Genomic DNA, 19,027 nt, shown 5'->3' on the forward strand with positions numbered 1-19,027 from the left:
TCATGACCGGGACACGGCTACGCTGGGATCCTGTCGAGCTTGCGGTCAGGAGGAACCCTGTGCCGTCGTCTGGAGCGGATCGCGTGTTCGATTTCGATCTCCTCAACGCCGATGCCACCACTGTGTACACGACCGTGGTCGGCGCGCAGCCGATCAGCCGGGAACATCTGGCGCGCCTGACCGGCATGCCCGCCGAACGGCTGCGCGACGCCGTGGAGCGGCTGACCGCGCTGGGACTCGTCTCGCAGGGCGTCGGCGAGGAGGAACGGCTCATCGCCGCGCCACCGGACATCGCCCTGGAGGCGTTGCTGCTGGGCGAGGAGGAACGGCTCAAACGGGCCCGGCTGTGGGCCCGCAGTCTCTCGGCGGAGTACTACCGGCGCGTCGACGCCGCCGACCCGTCGCACCTGGTGGAGGTGGTGGTCGGCAGGGAGGCCGTCTTCGAACGGTTCCAACAGATCCAGCAGGCCAGCCGCCACCAGATCCGCGTCATCGACAAACCGCCCTACGCCGCGCCCGACGCCGAACTCAACATCCCCAACGAGCGGGAACTGCTGCGGCGCGGCGTGGTGTGGCGCGTCATCTACGACGCCGCCGGACTGGAGTCCTTCCACCGGCTGGAGGGCGACGTCCGCAACACCATGACCGCCGGTGAGAGCGCCCGGGTGCTGTCCGACGCCCCGATCAAACTGATGATCTCCGACGACCGGCTGGGGATGCTGCCGCTGCAGATCGCGCCGCGGACCATCAACTCCATAGTGGTGGTTCACCGTTCGGCGCTGCTGGAGGCGTTGTCGGCGCTGTTCGAGCAGCTGTGGTGCCAGGCGCTGCCGCTGGTGCACTCCGGGGAACCGCAGGGGCCGACCACCGAACCCACCGAGATCGAACGCCAGTTGCTGATGCTGCTGACCGCCGGGCTCACCGACGAACGCATCGCCGAACGCATGGGGGTCAGCCTGCGAACCATGCAGCGCCGACTGCGGGAACTGTTGGAGCGACTGGGAGCCACCACCAGGTTCCAGGCCGGGATCCGGGCCACGTTGCAGGGCTGGATCCGGGTGCCCGAGGAGTGAGGCATAGGTGACGGACACAACGGCGCACCGGGAGCGTGGGGTGTCCTGTGGGTGGATAGAGACCGTTGTGTCCGTCGTGACTAGATCGTTCAGGTTTCGAGTCTGTCCAGGCTGCGCATCAGCCTGGTGAGTTTGGCGGCTTGGGTGAGTTGCGACTGGGGAATGTCGAAGGCGGTTGACAGTGCGGCTCGCCACTGCGGCCCGGGAATGCGATCGCCGCACTCCCACCGTCTGACCCGGTTGGCCGTGATCGTGCTCTGGCGGGCGATGGTGCAAAGGACGTCCGCGAGTTCACGTTCGGAGAGGCCCGCCCGAACGCGGAGTCGCTGCAACAGGTCATGAATCGGTTCCTCTTGGATCATGATGTTCTTCCCGGGCGTGACCTCGCGTTGGGAGGCCTGGTCGCGCCCGTCTGTAGGAGGACATCCGCTCCACAGCACCCCGGCTTCGCGTGATCAGACTACCACAGCGAGTCGGACGGAAAGAATAAAACGAGACGAAGGATTCACTAAAATACTTGGGGCCCAACGGATCTAGATCGATGACCGTCCATATGCTCCCTTATGTTCAGATGGTGCGAATCTTAGGGTGGGTGCGATGTCGGCGGCTGACTACACTCCGTCCCAGACCGGACGAACTCGCTTCGAGGTGGCCCGCACCATGCTGGAACTTCCGATGTTGTCGGAAACCGTGCCGTTGGCGCGGTATCCGATCTTCCGGACCACCGATCCGGTCATGGCCGCCGAACGCGCGCGGACCCTGTTCTGCCCGCACCGGATCACCGAGATCGACGAGCCGCGCCACTTCCACGCCCGCCAGCAGGGCGTGAACCTGCGCAGCCTCAGCATCAGCGTGCTCAGCTACCACTGCGGGGTTCGGCTGCGCACCACCGAACTGCGCGACCGTTACCTCATCCTGATCCCGCTCGGCGGCGCCGCCGAGATCAATGTGGACGGCGAAAGCCTCGCGGTCTACCCGACCCTGGGCTGCGTCGTGGGAGCCTGCGGACCGGTACGGATGGGCTGGTCGGCCAACTGCCTGATGCTGGTCGTGCGCGTGGAACGCGGCGCCCTCGAAGCCGAACTGCGGGAACGGATCGGCGGAACCGGGCCCGTGCCGATCCGGTTCGAGTCGGCCATGGACTTCGCCTCCGGCCTGCGGGCGGGCTGGTGGCGACAGCTGACCCACCTCGTCGAAGACCTCGACGCCGACTCGGCGCTGCCCCGCCACCCGCTGTGCGTCGGCGGCCTGGAGTCCGGACTGATGCTGGGACTCCTGGTCGCCCAGCCGCACAACCACAGCGAGCGACTGCGCGCCGCCCACCCCGCGATCGGCGAACACCGGATCATGCGGGCGGTGGCGATCCTGGAACGGGAACCGCAGCGTCCGTGGACGACGGCGGGTCTGGCCCGCGAGGCCGGGATCGGCGTCCGCGCCCTGTACACCGACTTCCGCCGGGTCCTGGACACCTCACCGATGGCGTACCTGCGCAACGTCCGGCTGCGTCGGGTACACCGGGAACTGCGGCAGCCCAGCCGAAACACCGGGGTGACGGTCGCCAAGGTCGCGACCACCTGGGGTTTCAGCCACCTGGGGGAGTTCGCTGCCGCCTACCGGCGTTTCTACGGCGAGAACCCCTCGGCCACGCTGCGCCGCGCCGAGGCCGCCACCCGCGTCATCGTCTGATACGGCCGTAGTAGTCCCGCTGGGCGTAACTGATCCGGGCGGCCTGGTCCAGCCGCCCCCGGGGCAGCTCCAGCACCAACCCGAGCCAGTGCCTCCAATAGGGATCAGGTACCCGACCGCCCCGCTCCCACCGGGCGACCCGATTGCGGTCGACGCAGTGGTTACCCGAGCAGCTGGCCAGGGCATCGGCCACCTGATACTGACTCAAGCCCCGCCGCTGCCGCGCCAGCCGAATCAGCCGACCGATGCCCGGCGGAGCCATCGAAGTAACTGAACTATCGCCCTCGGTAGCCATATGGCTCAATGTAGGTAGGTGCGTACCGAGTGTCTATCGGAATCCTGTCCCCGGACGAGCGGAAATCCGCACCCCCCGTACGAGAGCTGGAGAAGGGACTCGAACCCTCAACCACCTGTTTACAAGAACGGCGAGAAATCGGGCATTTACCTGCATGTTCGCTAGGGGACAGTCCCGTATGGGGGCAAATAGGGGGTGGGGTGGTTCCCGATGCGATATTTGACTCCCAAACGGCCACCTGTACAAAGGTCCTCAGGCACCTCGCTGAATGAGGCCAGCTTCGAACCAGTGAACAAGGCTCGCTGCCAGCGACACGGCAATGGTCGCCTCGTCTACCGACACGTTCCCTGGTGCTGTCGGCTGGCCACCGTGGCGGTCATGTTGCCCGTGCCACAACATGCGCATCATGCTCACGAGAACCTCTCTAGATGGAGCGTTGGGGTGCTCGCGGTCCATCGGCAGTTTCCAGTTCTTCTGGTCTTCGATCTGCTTGAGTACCGTCCCCAACGTGGCGCTCTGGTTGTTCGGTGACACGACCGGTACGGCGGCATCTTCCACCGCCAAGATTGCAAGCCTGTACGCTGCACTGGCATCGGGGTTCAACCCGTAAAGTTCCTCCCACGCTTTGGCCAGCCGCACTCCTGCTTGACCCGCTTGTCCAATGACCGTGTCCACAGCGACTTGCACCCCAAGTGGAACACGCCGAACAAGTGCGGGACGACCCGCTCGGGTCCCGATTGTCCACACCGACTTGCTTCGTTCGAGTAGTGAGTCCATCTCGGCATGTGCCGCATGACCATCGTGTGCCAACAAGTAGTCTGCGATCTGAAGCGGAGCTGAGTGCTTGACCAAGTACTCCATCGCGGTCTTCAGTTGCTCCTTCCCGATCCGCGAATCGATTGCATCGGTGCGCAAATTGGGAAAGCTGAGTCGGAGCGCCTGGCACATCTCTTCTGCAAGTTTGGTATCAAGCATCGCGATCCGACCACTGCCGTCCCGGTACCTTCGGTAGATCGTGAGAGCATCCTGATTCCAAGCCCAGTATGGCGATGCCATCCAAGAAGGAACCCCGTCATGCAGGGCGTCATATTGAGCGACCTCGTCCTCGTCGTCCACGCCAAGAGGACGCCACGTTTCTTCACTCATGGCTGGATTTTCTCACGAACTTGAGACATGGAAGTTCCACCAATTGCTTCCTTGTGCGGTCGTGAAGTGTGGCTTCACTACCAGAACCGTGACTGAGCGTTATGAGCTTCCGGACCGGCTTCTACGCCCGTGGACAGAATGGCCACAAATGCCAGAATTCCAAAACAAGCGTGTTGACCTGCAAGTATGTGCGTGCAGGGGGCGTGGACAGAATTCGGCCAAAATTCGATCGCCGCGGACACAATTGCCCGCCCCGTGGCTCGAGCGCGACGAACAGCTCGAAAGCTGACTACGAACAGTGAGATCCGCTCGGGCACAAGCCTCTCAGCACCCGATATGGTCATTCGATGCGAGTCGGCGTCTACATCGGAGGAGGAAATGTCACAACAGCGAGACATCGGTGCTATAGTCGAAGCACATACCACCCGACCCCTTCGTGGGTCGGGCTTTCTTTTGCCCTCGGACTACTACGTAAGTCTGCCTCCAGTAGATCCGTGCCACCACCTTGCGATCCGGGCCATAAAACCGCAGGTCAAACACCTAAGCCAGCTGAGATCGCCTCTAGTGACCTGGCCTTTCCGTCCATGGTCTGGGTAGGGTCTTCCCGAGTTCGAGTCTCAGATTCGACGCCGAACCACCGAAAATGTGGACAGTTGTCCGTTCGCAGCGGAGTTGGCACTTTGACACCGAACTTGGCGTTGAGGTGGACAATAGACGGATGTTTGCCTCTTTACTTCCCGGCCTTCGGCAGTTGCGGGCCCCCTTGGCTTCCGGCGCGGCGTGGCTAGCGGTGGTCTGGCTTTGGTGGGGCCGCCATCTTCCTTCCCGTGACGAGGCGACCGGCTTGCTGAGCGATGTGTACGAGCTGACCGAGCATGTCGGGATCGCCGCCGTCACCGCAGCCATGGCGTTCTGCGCGTACATAGTCGGTGAAGTGTGGGAGGCAATCCGAGGATCACACCCGGCGTTTCGGACCACTCAGATCGCCGAGAAGGCAGTCTCATTCCCAGCATTCTCTCTGGCACCGTCCCGGATTTCCAAGACTTGGTCTGCGCACGGGCTGCTGGGATTCTTCACTGATTCGAAGGCGATCTTCGGAGACCTTTTCCCCAACCTCGGCGTCAAGCGCCCCGACTCGCTCAACGATGAGCAGAAAAACGAACTCTTGGAGGCCATGTGGCGCGACATCAACCGTGCCGTGTCCTTGACACTGGACCGTGACCCCGAACTCATGGCCATTTACGAACGCGCCTCCGCCGAATACTGGTTTCGGCGTCTCCTTGCGTTTCCGCTGGGGCTGGCAGTGGGCTCAGCCACCGCAGCTAGCACTTCCACCTGGCAAATGACCGTCGTCGGAATTTTGGTCGGCGCGGCCCTGTGGTTCACTCTCAACACTCAGGCCCAGCAGAAAAACGGCGAGTCGGTCATCGCCTTCCTCGGCGCCATGTATCACGAGAAGCTCCCGTGCCCCGCCCTCACTGAGGCCGGTTTGAGACTGTTCGGTCCCGACGAGGCTGGCCAGAGCCGCACCAGTAACACCGGCTCCGTCGGCTACCTATGAATACATCGAGGTAGGGCGCAGGTGATCTACGACGAATTTGGCAAGCCCTTCGGCCAGAAGCACGCCACCACTTGAACCGGGCCATCACGGCATCAAACCCAGACATTGCCATCTGAGGGTCGTCAAGTGCTCAGGTATCTGCGATACATCAGTGGCGAATTCCTGGACAGAGCACCCAGGTATCTCAATTCCCTCAGTGATGAAGCCCTAGTACCACGGTATCTGCGCGAACGTGCACTTCGTACAGTCGGGCTACGGTCGGAGAATGACCGTGGTGATGCGCAAGTGCCAGAACTGCCGGGGACCGATTCTGGAAACACGTGGACTGGGGCGGCTGCGCCTGTACTGTTCGGCATCATGTCGCCAGCGCGCCTACGAGATCCGGCGGGCGCAGCGACAGCTCCTGGGTGAACTCGGGGAGCACCGGCTCGGTCATCCAGCGCCGCGCCAAGACCTGCCGCCGCTGCCCGTCGGCGCCTGGCAGGCAGTCCTCAAGCAGCTGCGGTACCAGCTGCGGGCTACCACCATCAACCCCGCAGATCGTTCTCAGGTCTTGCGCACTCTGCGGCGGATCCTGGCCGACCACGACCACCTCGAGCCAGCTGCGGTCGCAGCACCGACGTCGCGAGGCAGTGTCGTCGCCGGGCCGGTCGTTGGCCAGCGGTCGGCGGGCAGGCAGCAGCCGAGGAAGCGCCGCAAGCGTCGCCGATTACACCTTGACCATGGTCTACAACTCAGCCTGCGTTGGCTTCGGTCCAGTCGGGCGCGGTCGGTACGCCCGACCCGCGTCAGCGCCGGGCCCGTGCTTGCCGAGGGCCACGTTGGTGCTGCGGGCAAATGCCGAGGCGATACCACTTCGCGCTTGCGGCGTGTTCGGGGTGGCGTCGCGGGCGGCCTGGTGCAGCCCGCCGACCGTGGCACGGAGCCGGTTCAGGGCGAGGTCGGTGGTGCCGGAGGCGTTGGCGCGGGCGGCGCACAGGGCCTGGATCGCGGCGGCCAGGTGGACTACGGCGATGGCGACGTGCAACACCACCGAGTCGCTGTGCTGGCCGATGCGGGAGCGGTGGATCGCCCGCGCTATCTCGTGCAGCAGCCCGACGGCCGCCGCGCGGCGGTTGCAGGGCAGTCCGGCGGCGGCGCGGCCGAGCTGATCGGCGGCCCGCGACACCGGCCCGAACCGCGGGCCCGGTTCCGCCCTGGCGGCCAGGAGTGCGGTGAGGTCGGCGGCGGTGCGCGCGGTGCCGCCCAGTTCGGCGTCGAGGAGCGGTTCGTCGCGCAGGCTCCCGGTCACCTGCTCCAGGACCTCGGGCAGCTGCCGCCACGCTTGGTCCGGGTCCGTGACGCGCCCGACCGCCGGTATCGGTGGCGGAGCTTCCCACGCGGCCGCGGCCGCCGGGGCTGATTCCGGCCAGCGGGAGCGCAGTTGCGGCAGGCCCAGGTCCGCTTCGAGCTTCGACCCTGACAGCCACCGCGGCTGCCCGCTTTCGGCGGGCGGCAGGGCGACGGCGTACCCGACGACGAGGCCCTCGCTGTTGCTGCGGGTGCGCACCCGCAGGCCCGCGGCGTGCAGCCGCGCGGCGAACTCCAGCTCCGTATTCGCCCCGGCCGCCGCGGCCCGGACCTCGCGGCGCAGCACGTCGCGATCCAACGGCTTGCCGGTGCGCGCGGCCCGGCGGTACTCCGCCCGCGAAGCCGCAGGCCGACCGCGACCCGATTCCCGGCCCGGGGTCGCCTGGATCAAACCGAACTCGGCCTCCAGCCTCGCGCAGGCCCGCTGCACCCGCGGATAGTCGCGGCGCAGCCACTCCGGCCTCGGCGGGTCGCCGTCGCACACCAGGATCGCCACGACATGGATGTGGTCGTTGCCGCCAGCCGAGTCGCCGTGGTGGACCGCCACCCACCGGCACCCCGGCCGATCCGGGGTCTCGGTCAGGCCCATCTCGTCAGCGAACCGCTCCGCCAACCGGCCCCAGGTCTCGTGGTTCAGGCGCTCACCGGGCGGCAGGCTCAACGCGCAATGCCAGACGTTCCGGACGGGCCCGCGGCCCTCCGGCAGCGACCGCTCGGCCGCCTCCAGCCGCCGCGCCAACCCGGCCACATCGAACCCGGACGCGAGGTTCCCGCTCGGCTGGAGACTCGCGGCCGGGGCGTACCCGGCAACCACGCGCGGGTCGGTGTGCTCGTTGGCGTCGCCGGGCCCGAACAGGTAGTGCAGCAACCCCCGCACCCGCCTGCTGCGCTTGGCGACCTTGCCGATCACTCGGCGCCCAGTTGCTCGTCGACGCGCACCGCCACCTCACCGATGAACGCGGCGACCTCCCCCAGTTCCGCCGGGACGTTGGCGTACTGGTGCGCCCGCTTGGTCAGCTGGTTCAGGTTCGTCGCCGCACCCCGCAACAGCCGAAACAACTCCCGCGACTGCCTGCTGGCCGCGTCCCGCCGGCGGCCGCCGCGCGGAGTCTCAGTCCGGTCCGGATCGGTCGCCAGTGCGGCCAGCGCGATGTAGGCCGACAACGCCAGCCCCCGTGCCGCGGCGCGCTCGGCCAGGACGCGGTACTCCTCGGCCGAGAACCGGGTCGTGACCCGACGGTTTCGATGGTCTGGCGGCTCTGGATTCTTGCGCCGACGCATCGGCGCATGTGCATCCCCCGTGGTCCCCATGCGTGCGAGTGTCGCTCGCCGACGGCGCGACCGCCACGCGATTTCGAGCGATCGACATCTCATCTGCCGCTCAGTGCGGCACAAGATCACGCGGCCTACGTAAGTCGGACACGTGCCTATCTTGCCCGGTTGCGGTGACCTGTGGAAATACGTGAAAGCCTCGCGTGAGTGTCAGGTCCAGGTGATCTTGTCGGTGTCCAGGCTTACCTGCCGGATGCTGTGTCGCTGTCCAGCTTCCCGGTGTGAACCAAAAGCATCGCCTGCTACTTGATTCTGATGTATCCCCGCAGTGATTTCCTGACCTCAGCGGTACGCTCGACAATCTCCTTCTCGGTGATTGTCGACACTACAAGTGCGCACGAGTTGTTCAGGTCGTCCAGGTTTTCTACGTCGTCGTTTGGCGGTTCCCACTCTGGATCGCGATCCCGGATCATGGACAACAGGTCCGGATCGTCCACTCCAACAGGGGTGAGCCAGTAGCCGTCAAGAAACGCCTCGATCTCGGTGTCGCCCCACACCAGCCACGTCTGGTGAGTCTCACGTTCCATGTCTGAAGTTAAGCATGAACACCTGCGGTTTGGCGAACCTTGTGCCAGACCTACTTGTTGGCTTACTGGCCAACGCTTCAACGTCCGACACCTTCGATCGGAACTGACAGTGAGAGCAGGGGTTTCGCTGAAGTTGCTTGGGCCAGGCGTTGAGGGTGGCTCGTCATGCGGCGGCGATCTTCGCGTCCAGGCCGTTTCCATACAGGAGGTTTGTTACTGAGTGTTACTGGTTTCCGGCTCTAAACCCGGGGGCGTGGACAGAATGGCCACAAATGCCAGAATCCCAAACGAGAGGGTTGACCTGCAAGTATGCGCGCGCAGCGTCGTGGACAGAATTCAGCCAGAATTCGATCGCCGTGGACACAATTGCCCGCCGCGCGCTGCGATCGTAAGAGACGGCGCGAACACTTACTACGGACAGTGAGACTTCCTCGTGTGCAAGCGTTGCTAGCAATGGCGCTGTCGTAACCAAAGCAGGTTGTCAAGGTGCGCCTGCACGGGTTCGAACAGGGGGTAGGGAACAAGCTGCGCGAGTGTTTTCCTGCTGCACCACATCACTTCGGAAACCTCCTCTGTATCAGCGACATGGGCCTTGCCTTCTACGCAATCGCAGGCCACGTACACGATCCAGCGTCCGGTTATGGGGTGGACTCGATGCCCGAGAACTTTGATTGGGCGAACATCGACGCCCGTTTCTTCTCGTGTCTCGCGAACCGCCGCATCCTGCTCAGATTCCCCAACCTCGATGGCTCCGGCGGGGAATTGCCATGAAAGCTGGCCTTCGGATACTCGGCGTTTCACCATCAAGACTTTGCCGTTGTCGGCGATGATCGCTGCCGCAACAGGTGCCACATCGCGCTGACTTGGAGCCATTTGCAGTTTCTACACTCCTTTCGCTTGGCCCGTGGATCAGGTGTTCTCGCTACACCAGACGCGGTGTACCAGAGATACGCCTCCTCACCCCCTGAGAGTCACTGTCTGTAGCTGGATTTCGAGGAGCGTTCCAGGATCAAGGTAGGGGCGGGGTATTTGTGTCCACGGCGATCGAATTCTGGCTGAATTCTGTCCACGACCCCGGCGCACGCATAATCACAGGTCAGTATGGCTGTTTCGGGATTCTGGCATTTGTGGCCATTCTGTCCACGCCCCTGGGAGCGGGACCGAACCCGGATCACAGACCGTAACCAAATTTCGGGAGCAAAACAGGTGGGCACCCGGCACGAACACACCGATGGCCGACCCCTGCCACTGCTTCAACCCCGTGACATCCCGGCGAGCCGTGCGTTACTTGTCATCCTTGCGGTCGTGCTTGTGCTTGACATCCTCGGGTTTGACGAACTTCTTCGGGTCGACCTTGTCCTTGGGCTTATGGCCGTTGCCGGACGGATCGGGTTTCTTGTCGTGCTTTCCCATGGCCAACACTCCTCATTATTCGTTGGGGTGCCGTGACCACCGTGCCATCATGGGTAGCAGACTGCACCCGCTACGTCAGGAACCCGACATGAGCAACATCGACACGCTCCTGGAGGCCGCTGACGAGTGGCGCGAGGCCGTCAACATATTCGACACGGAAATGGCAGAACGGCACCAAGATTTCTTCTACGGTCTCGTCGGAAGCCTCACCGAATCCGGCACCATTACACCCACTGACGCAGGTCAGATCATCGCCACCACGGGCCGATACCTCCAATACGGACAACGCGACGACCTCGAAAACGTCCTCCACGAGCTGGTGTAGCCCAGCGGCAAACTTCTACACGCGAGCAGCAAGCGCGATTGCCGCCCACCGCTCTGCCCGGCCAACGTCAACGCCGACGGCCTTTGCAAGGTCGGAAACTCGTGTCTCAGGTGAAACCGTCATCGCTGACTTCAACCCGAGAACAGCGACGTCATATGCCGCTTCGCCTCGCATCCCGCGCGGATCGATCAAGTACAACTTCCCGTTTTCTCCTGTGAGGATGTTTCCAGGGGAGGTATCGCCGTGGCACAAACCTTGAGCACCGGCATCCGTGAGCTCGGAAAGAACGCTCAGTGCTTCGGACCGTTCAGTCTCCGAGGCGACTGTGCGTCCTGGAGCGAGGTCGCTTAGGGCATCATCTTCCAAGCGGTCACGAAGCCAGTCGCCGATGTACGGCAGTGTCGACGAAGGGGAAGGTTGGTTCACCAATGGTCGCAGTATCGTCGCCAGCTTGTCCGGAGGCGCGAGCGAAGCGCCGAGGTTTCGCAACGGCTCACCAGGCTTGATCCGGGTCATGATTGTCCAGAATCCCGTGTCGGTGCTGAACGATTCGAGAATCGTCGGTCCCACCTGGAGATCGGCCAGTGCGGACATGACCTTGACCTGATTGGGTCCGTCCGGATCCGGGCTTCCTTTCATGATGAGCTCGCGGTCTTTAGCTTGGACCGCTACCACCAACCCATATCTTGCTGGCAGAACGGTTTCCGGAATTGCTCCGTACTGTTCGCACAGTTGACGCAGTTCACCCGGAGCTTCGCTCACCCACTGAGGACCTACATTCGGCCATCGCGCTGTTGTCTCCTCGGCAACGTACTGCGGAACTTCGACTGAAGCGGTCACTGAGCTCCTTGGCTGCTGGTCGGGCAGTTCTGGAGGGTCGACACGAGATCGCCCATACTCCTAATAATCACTTTCGCTCCCGCATCTGCCAGAGTTTTCGTCTTGTGTGAAGCATTCGCGTAACCGATCACTGGTGTCTTCGCAGCCAGTCCTGCCTCAATGTCAAAGACGGAGTCTCCAACGAAAACGCAGGTTTCGGGCTCGACATTCAACGATTCCGCAGCACGAAGCAACGGTATGGGATTTGGTTTCATCTCTGAGGGATTCGCGTATGGCCGTCCCACAATGGGCCAGACGTATTCGTCAAGTTCCTGGGCACGTAGGTAAGCCGAAATGGAACTGGCCGAGTTGTTGCTCACCACAGCGACCGGCTTCGCTGCTCGATGCGCCGCTTCGATTACCTCGCGAGCGAAAGGGGTGGGCGATGCAGTTTGGACGGCTCTGAGCTCGGCATCACTCAGTGCATCTTCGACGGTTTCAGTCAATCCGGGAACGTCAAGTGTGTCTACCCACGACAGCAGCTCCATCGAGTGTTCACGAAGCTCTAGAGGTACCTCGATACCCGTCGCCTCAACAATTCTCGAAATTCCGAGTGCGATTCGGGGGCTTGGGTCTCCTGCGAAAACGCCGCAGACTGGTCCGTCAAAGTCGAGCAAGAGTGGGCCGCTGCCACATAGCATTTCACTCAGCGCCGACGTCTCTGAATTCACTCCGATTCACGCTCCCTCGCGATGGTCGTCCACACCGAGTCAAACCAGGTTTGGGCGGCTTCGACGAATTGTGCGCCGTGGGTGGCATCGTCGTCGGACACCGCATAGTGGAACAACGGGACATCTTTTCCCATGAGGTCGTATATGGGGGTTGGCTCCCGCTTGATCGGGACGGTGTGCTCGACCACGGGGTAGAAGCCGAAAAATGCTTCCTGGCGGCTGATTAGGTAGAGCTTGAACATGGGGCCAAGGTCGTGGACCCGCACCTCGGCGGAGGCAGTCTTTACCAACCCCAGATCGCCCAGTTCGTGAATCTGATCCACGATGCCGTCAACGGCCCGGCCTGTGATCCGGGCTGACCGCGCCCGGACATCTGGATCATCGGTGCCCGTTTCTGCTGGTACGGGTAGAGCGATTGGCTTCGACACGTCTGTGATCAAAATCCGCACGGTAATGGACTCGGGCGTGAATCTGCCGACCCGGATCTTGTCTAGCGGTTCAGAGAGCACACCTCGAAGGGTCTCTGACGAGAACCCCGCGAAGTCGATGACCACGTGGCCCTGTTCGAACGCAGCCTCAACATGAGGACGTAGCTCGACTGAGCGTTGCGTGATTGCGCGAACTCGCGCATTGCTTCCCTGTCCCATCACGATGATGCGTTCGGCAGCCAGGATTTCAAGGCCGTTTTTCGCGGTTTGACGACTCGTCTTGTACATCCGGCTGAGCTCGGGTTGAGACGGCAACTTGTCTCCCGGCTGAAACACGCCGGTCAGGATCGCGGCCCGAAGCTGGTTGGCGATCTGAACTTTCGGTGGCAATGGGCTTTCGGGGTCTCGTTCCCCGCGGAATTCTCCGGCATCTGGCATCGGGCCAGGCTACCGCATGTCTAGGCAGGTCCAAAAACTTTGGCGACACGGGTTGACATGACTAGACAAGTCGAGTTAGCCTCTTGCTCACGGACCTGACTAGTCAAGTAAGTCAGGTATGAGCAACGAAGGAGGACTCGTGGAGCGGAATGGTTCACATCCCGTAGCGGGAGTCGCGGCGCGGATGTGCCGCGAGCGTCACGGACATGTGCCGTCGTTCGTCGATGTGGCATGTGAGACGTGCTGGGCTGACGCCATCGGCGCCGACCAGGACGTGATCGCCACCGAGCCCGATATGCCCAAGGTGTGTCCGCAGGACCCGAACCTTGTGGACGAGGTCGTGGTGGCGCGGGCATGCCGTGGCGAGGAAACCGAGGTGACACTCGCGGAATGGCGGCTGATCAACAAGGTTCTTGTCGGCAAAGGCTTGTCGCGCAACCAGATCTACCGTCGCCTCTACCGAGTCCGGGTCGTCGATGCGTTGGGCAACCAGGTCCCGCACGAAGTGGCGCGGCATTACCCGGCGTCGATGGTCACCGATATGGCCGCGGTCCGATCGCGGCTGGATGGCGTGCCCGTAGAACTGACGCCAGCGGAGCTTCGGGTGGCAATTCGTCGACTGCTGGCCGACAAGCACTCCATCCACGAAGTCGCCTTCCGGCTGCGCATCTCGAAAGAACAGGTGCGGGTGGTGCGCGCCTCGTCGCCGCGACTCCGTTCATCGCGCAAGGCCCTGGTTGGTCAGCCGCCAAGCAACACGGCCGCCGGGACTGTGCCCCCATCTCACAACAGCGCCAGCGCCAACCACGAACTCCGCGTGAAGGTGGTGGCGTAGATGCCCTTCTCCCAGTCTCACAACGAGTTCGATCGACTCGCCGCAGCCGCGCACGCGCTTCACGACGCGGTTCATGAGTTCATGGCTGAGTTCCATGGCGCCGGCGCCGAAATCACCGACGATGATCGGTCACGCAAGGTCTTCGACAACCTGGCCGCTGTCGACACCGACGCCGTGCTGGTGCTCGACCGTCTTACCCGCACCGGTCACCACCAGCAAGCATCCGAACTTGCTGTTCCCTCGGCGGGGCGGTGATTTGACATGGGACGCATTCGAGCCATGTACGACGACCCAACCGGCCAGAAGTTCGGGATTCCGACGTTCTACTGGCGTGGAGCTCCAGCCGGGTTTGCCACTCGCCGCCAACTTCGCGCGACCGGCCTGTGCCCAGGCGGCCAAGACGTCGCTGGGCAGATCAAATGGCGCGGCATCGGCGGTGAACGTACCGCCTACCTGTACCGCATCGATCTGGCGAAGCCGAAGCGCACCGCTACTCCGAGAGTGCTTGCCGCACTGGACAAAGCGCTGCGGGCGCGGAAGACCTGCGGGACATGTGGCCAGGTCAAGCCGTACTTCATTCGCACCAAGTTCGACGAATGTGCCGAATGCGTGGAAGCAGCCGGCGGCTGCTACGCGGCCTGACGCCTCCCGTTCGCACAAGACCACAACAGACATAGCACGAGCAACAGCAACGAAGGACGAACGAGATGACCGCCGTACTTTCCACTCACGACCTAAAGGCTCAGCTGCGGCGTGCCGCGACCATTCAGGGGCTTCGCGACATGGCCGCCTGGCTGGACGAGCACCCGGATGTGCCGGTCCCGGCGTATCACGTCGAAATCCTGCACAGCCTTAACGGTGACAGTGATGAGGCTGAGGCAGCAGAGTTGCGGCGTATCGCCGAGGCTGCCGAGACCACCGCCGACTTCGACCAGAACCACCCCGAGGTGCTAATCAAGTTCGGGCCGGTGAAATACCGGTTCTACATGATCCCCGAACAGGTCCAAAAGAGGCACGATGCCTGGAATTCGTACCGTGACTCGGTTCAGGTCGACGAGGTGGTGCCGGTATGAGCACCGTCAACATGGTATCGATCCTGGTCGGCGCCGCTCCCGGGCTGATCGCCGCTAGCACTGCAACCGTGACAGCGCTGCGGTGGCGACGGATCGCGTGCATGGACGCGTTGACCCGCATCCCCAACCGGCGCGGCCTGCGCCGCCTGGCCCGCATCGTCCGCAAGAAAGCGCGTGAAGGGCAACCGGTCGCGGTCGCCGTGGTCGACCTGGCCAAATTCAAGGCCGTCAACGACACCTTCGGCCACGACACCGGCGACGCCGTCCTGGCCGCCGTCGCGAAGCGGCTGACAGACCAGGCAGTGGTCGCCGGGTGTGTGCGACTGGGCGGCGACGAATTCGCCGCCGCACTGACACCGCGCCGCGGCTGCGAATGGCCCCTGGTCATTGATGTGGTGTCGCGGTGGCTGTCAGCACCGTTGACCGTCGACGGCCAGCAGCTCAACCTCAACGCCCGGCTCGGTGCTGCGACCGCCACCGGCACCGACCATGACCTGTCACAGCTGCTGGCCGCCGCTGATGCGGCCATGTACGCCGCCCGCCGCAACAACCGCACCACCGGACTCGTCCACGGCGGCGTCGCGGTCCCCGCTCGCCCGCGAGTGCGCGCCCGAGACGACCACGACATCACGATCGACACGGCGGTGGCAGCGTGAGCAAACGCATCGACCCCAACCGAATGCCGGACCAAAACTTGGTGGACGCACTGTTCCTTTGCACCGGAGGACTGGGCAGTCAGGCGGCCGTGAATCTGCTGGTCGAGCACGGACATTTCCTGTCCCGCACCGACTTCCGGCGCGACTGCCTGGACGTGACCGAAGACGAGGGCGAACAGTTCGCTTCCGTTGACTGGAATCGTGCCGCCGAAGTCTCCTTCCCGTGCTCCAACAGCGAACGATCGATTCTCCTGATCGCCGCCAGCTTGGCCACCAGCGACATCAAGGTCAACTTGCGCGACGTCATCACCGGCTTGGACACGTTCAACACTCGCCGCGTCCTGGTCGCCATCGCCCATGCCGCAGGCAAAGACGGGCTGGTGAACCAGCCGTGATCTCTATCGGCGACTATCCGAAAGGGAAGGAAATGAGCGTTACCGATGCCGCCCACGCATCCACCGAGTACCCAGTTCCAGCCCGGCTGCCGGTCGCTCCGGCATCTGGGGGCGAGACTCTGGTGGTGCCGCCGATGCCGCGCGTGCCCGAAGGGGCGACGTGCCTGGCGTGCCTGCCGAAGGTGAAGCAGCTGTCGGCACAGTTGGAGCTTGTCGCCGCCGAACGAGACGACCTGGCCGCCGCCGTGGAGGGCTTCCGCGAGGAAGTCTCCACACAGAAGGCTCAGACCGTCGTGGCGCGCCAGCAACGCGACGACCTGCATGACGAGAACCAAGTTCTGAGCCAGCGTCTCACCGAGGCCGAAGCCCTGGCCGAGGAAGCCGTGCAGGCTCGCAGCACTGCCGAGGCTGCGCTGGCTGACACCGAGACCCTCAGCACCGAGAACACCGACCTGCGGTCGGAGCTGGACGCGGTGATCGCCGAGCGCGACCGCCTGGCGGCTGAGTCCAAGGTCAAGGACGACAAGGCCGCGAAGCTCGCGGCAGCCAAGCTGCGCGCGGCCGAGGCCCGCAAATCGGCGCGCCGGTTCCGGGTCGTCGCGCCGTCGTTCGTGTTCTACCTGATCTGCCTGTCCGGTGCCCTGTACGGCCTCGTTGAGGTGCTGCACGGCGTGTTCGGCTGGGACTACCAGTACGCCATCCCGCTTGGCCTAGCCCTGGAGCTGGCCGGGATCAAATTCAAGCTCGACGCAGACGCCCAGCTCGACGCCGGAGAAGACGCCAAGACCACGCAACGGGTCTCCAAGATCGTCGCGGCCCTGATCATCGGCCTCAACGTCGGCGGCCACATCTGGCTGATCATGCCTGGCCAGGCCGTCGCGTTCGGGACACTGTCCGCGCTGGGCTATCTGTCGTGGACGAACCGCTCGTCGTTCATGCGACGCCTGACGATGCGCGCTGAGGGCCGCGCCGACGCCACGCACCTGCACTTCACCAAGGCCGACGAGCGCCAGTACGGCAAGGCCGCCGTCGACCAGGCCCGTCAACTGGCCGCCGCCGACATCGCCGGAGAGCTGACCAAGCACGAAGCGCTCCAAAAGGGCGCCGAGATGGTCGCCGCGGCCGAGCAGGCCGCCGACGATGCCAACCGCGAACGCCGCCTGGTGACCCTGGTGCGCAACCTCAAGCGCGCCGAATACCCCGCCAACCCGGAGCTGGCCGATGTCGCGGTGGCCCGCATGCGGCCGCAGCAGCTGGCGTCGGGGCTGATGGCTTCCGATGCCGAACACGCCGCGATGGTCGATTCCATCCTGGATTTGCTGGAAAACCGTGCGAACGGTTGGAGCTCGAAACTGGGCACCCGACCGGGAACCAAGACGGGCACCCGCCGGGAACCCGGCCGAGACGAAACCGGGAACGCGTCGGGACCGGAATCGGGAAACCGCCAGGACAAAACCGGGACCGAAACCGGGAGCGAAAACACGCCCGAAAGTGGGAACGAAAACCCGGTTTCACCTGCGGAATCTCGCACCACAGACAAGCCCGGTTCGCACCCCGACAGCGTTCCCGGCACCGATGCCAAACCCCAGTTTGGTCCGGCACCGAAACGCAAGGTCAAAGGCTGCCCGAACTCGCGAGCGGCGCGAGCCATCGGCAAGCACATTTCCATGACCGGAAGCAAGCCGTCTATTCCGGACATCGCCAAGCAGTTCAAGGTCTCGACGTCCACAGCCGACCGATGGATCAACGGCGTCTACGACTTCATGTCGCCAACCGCCAATGGAAAGGACCGCCCGTGACCACCACCGATCGCAGGACCTGGTCGCCCTACGCGCCGCGCCCCGAAGACCCCGACTACGACGCGACCTCGGCGTCGCCGAAGCCGATCGAGGTAGCGGTCCCGGCGTCGGTTGAACCGAAACCCGTCGCGGCGCCGACGGTGGCCGTCGCCGAGACAGCCGAGTCGCCAACGTCAACTTCAGGGCCGGAATCCACCGCTGAGGGCAACTCCGCACTCCGCACTCCGCACTCCGAAAACACCCCTCGGGATTCGAAACAGCAGGTCGACGACGGTGACGGTGTGCCGGAAACTCCGCACTCCGCACCCAAGTCCGCACCCGCCACCACTGGCACCGAACCGGCCGCAACGGGCCCCGAGGCGGCCCAGGCCGACGACGAGCCGGGTTTCACCGAGTCGGCGAAAGCCTCGGCAGCCAGCATCGGACAGCGGCTGAAGCCGCTGCTGCTGGGGCTACGGCCGCCGGCGATCTGGACGCAGCCGCCAGCGTCACTTAAAGCGCTGGTCCTGTACGCCGACCAGGCGCCATGGGCCGACAAGACCGGTCCGATCCGTGCCAGCGGGCGCGTGTGGAACCGCGTTATCGCGGTCCCGCTGTGCACCGTCCTGTACTACGCGGCGTGGCTGGTGCAACGACCGTCCCGGTTCGTAGTCCTGCTGGTGCTGTACGTCCTCTTGGCTCACACCTCGCTCGGCGGCTGGCTGCCGTGGCTGTGGTGACCACCTACTCCCACCCACTTCTCGCGAAAGGAAAACGACATGGGTAACGCAGTACTCGCCGGCGTCGCGTTGGTGATGTTCGGCATCTTCTACTGGTACAAGCTGTGGCCGAAGGTCCAATGCTGGCTGCTGGTCGCAGTCGGCTGGGGCCTGGGCGGCATGGTCGGCTCCGGCCTGCAATACGCCCTCGGCCAGGCCAACGACCTGTCTTCCACGGGCATGCAGCTGCTGTTTGGCGTGGGTGTGCCGGGGCTGTTCGCACTGGCGACGATGACGATCTTCGTGCTCAACATGTTGCCCAACAAGACCGTGAGCACCCCACCGATCGGGTGGGTGGCGCGGATCTGCGCGCTGCTGGTGCCGCTGACCATGGTGGCCATGCCGTCCTTGGGCGACAACCTCATGACCTCGATCGGGGCGTGACGC

At 64.0% G+C, this 19,027-nt stretch carries 24 protein-coding genes; 13 read left to right on the forward strand and 11 right to left on the reverse strand.

All coding sequences use genetic code 11. The annotated features are described in order from the left end of the window. The first annotated feature begins 83 nt into the window (after positions 1-83). Entirely contained in the window at positions 84-1,073 is a 990-nt protein-coding gene (locus tag SNAS_RS01585; RefSeq protein ID WP_041624477.1) for a LuxR C-terminal-related transcriptional regulator, read from the forward strand. Between the two features lie 89 nt (positions 1,074-1,162). Here the strand turns inward: SNAS_RS01585 and SNAS_RS01590 are convergent, their stop codons facing one another. After that, positions 1,163-1,435 carry a helix-turn-helix domain-containing protein gene (locus SNAS_RS01590; protein ID WP_013015605.1) on the reverse strand — a complete coding sequence of 91 codons (273 nt, stop codon included), beginning with the start codon at positions 1,433-1,435 and terminating at the stop codon, positions 1,163-1,165. Between the two features lie 235 nt (positions 1,436-1,670). Between SNAS_RS01590 and SNAS_RS32215 the strand changes: the two genes are divergently transcribed. After that, positions 1,671-2,759, forward strand: coding sequence for an AraC family transcriptional regulator (locus SNAS_RS32215; protein ID WP_013015606.1), 1,089 nt, complete (start codon positions 1,671-1,673; stop codon positions 2,757-2,759). Here the strand turns inward: SNAS_RS32215 and SNAS_RS01600 are convergent. Beyond that, the gene (locus tag SNAS_RS01600; RefSeq protein WP_211207305.1) at positions 2,749-2,967 is read right to left on the reverse strand and encodes a transcriptional regulator; all 219 of its coding nucleotides are present in this window, start codon (positions 2,965-2,967) and stop codon (positions 2,749-2,751) included. The genes SNAS_RS32215 and SNAS_RS01600 overlap by 11 nt on opposite strands. Positions 2,968-3,306: 339 nt before the next feature. Then, positions 3,307-4,200, reverse strand: coding sequence for a hypothetical protein (locus SNAS_RS32220; RefSeq protein ID WP_013015608.1), 894 nt, complete (start codon positions 4,198-4,200; stop codon positions 3,307-3,309). A 643-nt stretch (positions 4,201-4,843) separates the two neighbouring features. Here SNAS_RS32220 and SNAS_RS01615 point away from each other — a divergent pair. Continuing rightward, on the forward strand, positions 4,844-5,761 hold the full coding sequence (locus tag SNAS_RS01615; protein WP_169313838.1) for a hypothetical protein: 918 nt from the start codon (positions 4,844-4,846) through the stop codon (positions 5,759-5,761). A 727-nt stretch (positions 5,762-6,488) separates the two neighbouring features. Here SNAS_RS01615 and SNAS_RS01625 read toward each other — a convergent pair. The 5 genes from SNAS_RS01625 to SNAS_RS37085 form a co-directional block, all read right to left on the reverse strand. After that, entirely contained in the window at positions 6,489-8,021 is a 1,533-nt protein-coding gene (locus SNAS_RS01625) for a relaxase/mobilization nuclease domain-containing protein (RefSeq protein WP_013015610.1), read from the reverse strand. After that, positions 8,018-8,392 (reverse strand): plasmid mobilization protein, encoded by a 375-nt coding sequence (locus tag SNAS_RS01630; RefSeq protein ID WP_013015611.1) that lies wholly within the window; start codon positions 8,390-8,392, stop codon positions 8,018-8,020. Before SNAS_RS01630 ends, SNAS_RS01625 begins: the two co-directional genes overlap by 4 nt. Before the next feature lie 293 nt (positions 8,393-8,685). Continuing rightward, positions 8,686-8,970 carry a hypothetical protein gene (locus tag SNAS_RS01635; RefSeq protein WP_013015612.1) on the reverse strand — a complete coding sequence of 95 codons (285 nt, stop codon included), beginning with the start codon at positions 8,968-8,970 and terminating at the stop codon, positions 8,686-8,688. 447 nt (positions 8,971-9,417) lie between these two features. After that, positions 9,418-9,843: an NUDIX hydrolase gene (locus tag SNAS_RS33635; protein WP_083786985.1), complete on the reverse strand. Its 426-nt coding sequence runs from the start codon at positions 9,841-9,843 to the stop codon at positions 9,418-9,420. Positions 9,844-10,254: 411 nt separating this feature from the next. Next, positions 10,255-10,383 (reverse strand): hypothetical protein, encoded by a 129-nt coding sequence (locus SNAS_RS37085; protein ID WP_013015614.1) that lies wholly within the window; start codon positions 10,381-10,383, stop codon positions 10,255-10,257. 88 nt (positions 10,384-10,471) lie between these two features. On the opposite strand from SNAS_RS37085, the gene SNAS_RS01640 reads away from it, so the two are divergent. Further along, entirely contained in the window at positions 10,472-10,708 is a 237-nt protein-coding gene (locus SNAS_RS01640) for a hypothetical protein (protein WP_013015615.1), read from the forward strand. A gap of 15 nt (positions 10,709-10,723) precedes the next feature. On the opposite strand, the gene SNAS_RS33640 is transcribed toward SNAS_RS01640, so the two are convergent. The 3 genes from SNAS_RS33640 to SNAS_RS01645 all read right to left on the reverse strand — a co-directional run bounded on the left by SNAS_RS33640 (position 10,724) and on the right by SNAS_RS01645 (position 13,124). After that, positions 10,724-11,548 (reverse strand): aminoglycoside phosphotransferase family protein, encoded by an 825-nt coding sequence (locus tag SNAS_RS33640; protein WP_013015616.1) that lies wholly within the window; start codon positions 11,546-11,548, stop codon positions 10,724-10,726. Beyond that, the gene (locus tag SNAS_RS33645; protein WP_211207306.1) at positions 11,545-12,075 is read right to left on the reverse strand and encodes an HAD family hydrolase; all 531 of its coding nucleotides are present in this window, start codon (positions 12,073-12,075) and stop codon (positions 11,545-11,547) included. The genes SNAS_RS33640 and SNAS_RS33645 overlap by 4 nt, the downstream gene beginning before the upstream one ends. Positions 12,076-12,254: 179 nt before the next feature. Next, entirely contained in the window at positions 12,255-13,124 is an 870-nt protein-coding gene (locus SNAS_RS01645) for a winged helix-turn-helix domain-containing protein (RefSeq protein WP_013015618.1), read from the reverse strand. Between the two features lie 118 nt (positions 13,125-13,242). Here SNAS_RS01645 and SNAS_RS01650 point away from each other — a divergent pair, with 118 nt between their 5' ends. From SNAS_RS01650 to SNAS_RS01690, 9 genes are all read left to right on the forward strand, one after another. Next, positions 13,243-13,959 (forward strand): hypothetical protein, encoded by a 717-nt coding sequence (locus tag SNAS_RS01650; protein WP_144300363.1) that lies wholly within the window; start codon positions 13,243-13,245, stop codon positions 13,957-13,959. Beyond that, the gene (locus tag SNAS_RS01655) at positions 13,960-14,214 is read left to right on the forward strand and encodes a hypothetical protein (RefSeq protein WP_013015620.1); all 255 of its coding nucleotides are present in this window, start codon (positions 13,960-13,962) and stop codon (positions 14,212-14,214) included. A gap of 6 nt (positions 14,215-14,220) precedes the next feature. Continuing rightward, on the forward strand, positions 14,221-14,601 hold the full coding sequence (locus tag SNAS_RS01660; protein WP_041624480.1) for an RRQRL motif-containing zinc-binding protein: 381 nt from the start codon (positions 14,221-14,223) through the stop codon (positions 14,599-14,601). Positions 14,602-14,666: 65 nt separating this feature from the next. Beyond that, positions 14,667-15,032: a hypothetical protein gene (locus tag SNAS_RS01665; RefSeq protein ID WP_013015622.1), complete on the forward strand. Its 366-nt coding sequence runs from the start codon at positions 14,667-14,669 to the stop codon at positions 15,030-15,032. Then, a complete protein-coding gene (locus tag SNAS_RS01670) occupies positions 15,029-15,688 on the forward strand; it encodes a GGDEF domain-containing protein (RefSeq protein WP_013015623.1) in 660 nt (219 codons plus the stop codon). The genes SNAS_RS01665 and SNAS_RS01670 overlap by 4 nt, the downstream gene beginning before the upstream one ends. After that, positions 15,685-16,083, forward strand: coding sequence for a hypothetical protein (locus SNAS_RS01675; RefSeq protein WP_013015624.1), 399 nt, complete (start codon positions 15,685-15,687; stop codon positions 16,081-16,083). The genes SNAS_RS01670 and SNAS_RS01675 overlap by 4 nt, the downstream gene beginning before the upstream one ends. Continuing rightward, entirely contained in the window at positions 16,080-17,882 is a 1,803-nt protein-coding gene (locus SNAS_RS01680; protein WP_013015625.1) for a hypothetical protein, read from the forward strand. The genes SNAS_RS01675 and SNAS_RS01680 overlap by 4 nt, the downstream gene beginning before the upstream one ends. After that, a complete protein-coding gene (locus SNAS_RS01685) occupies positions 17,879-18,601 on the forward strand; it encodes a hypothetical protein (protein WP_013015626.1) in 723 nt (240 codons plus the stop codon). Before SNAS_RS01680 ends, SNAS_RS01685 begins: the two co-directional genes overlap by 4 nt. 39 nt (positions 18,602-18,640) lie before the next feature. Next, positions 18,641-19,024, forward strand: a complete 384-nt coding sequence (locus SNAS_RS01690) for a hypothetical protein (protein WP_013015627.1) — start codon at positions 18,641-18,643, stop codon at positions 19,022-19,024. The last annotated feature ends 3 nt before the right edge of the window (positions 19,025-19,027 follow it).

The organism is Stackebrandtia nassauensis DSM 44728, from assembly GCF_000024545.1.
GTDB lineage: Bacteria > Actinomycetota > Actinomycetes > Mycobacteriales > Micromonosporaceae > Stackebrandtia > Stackebrandtia nassauensis.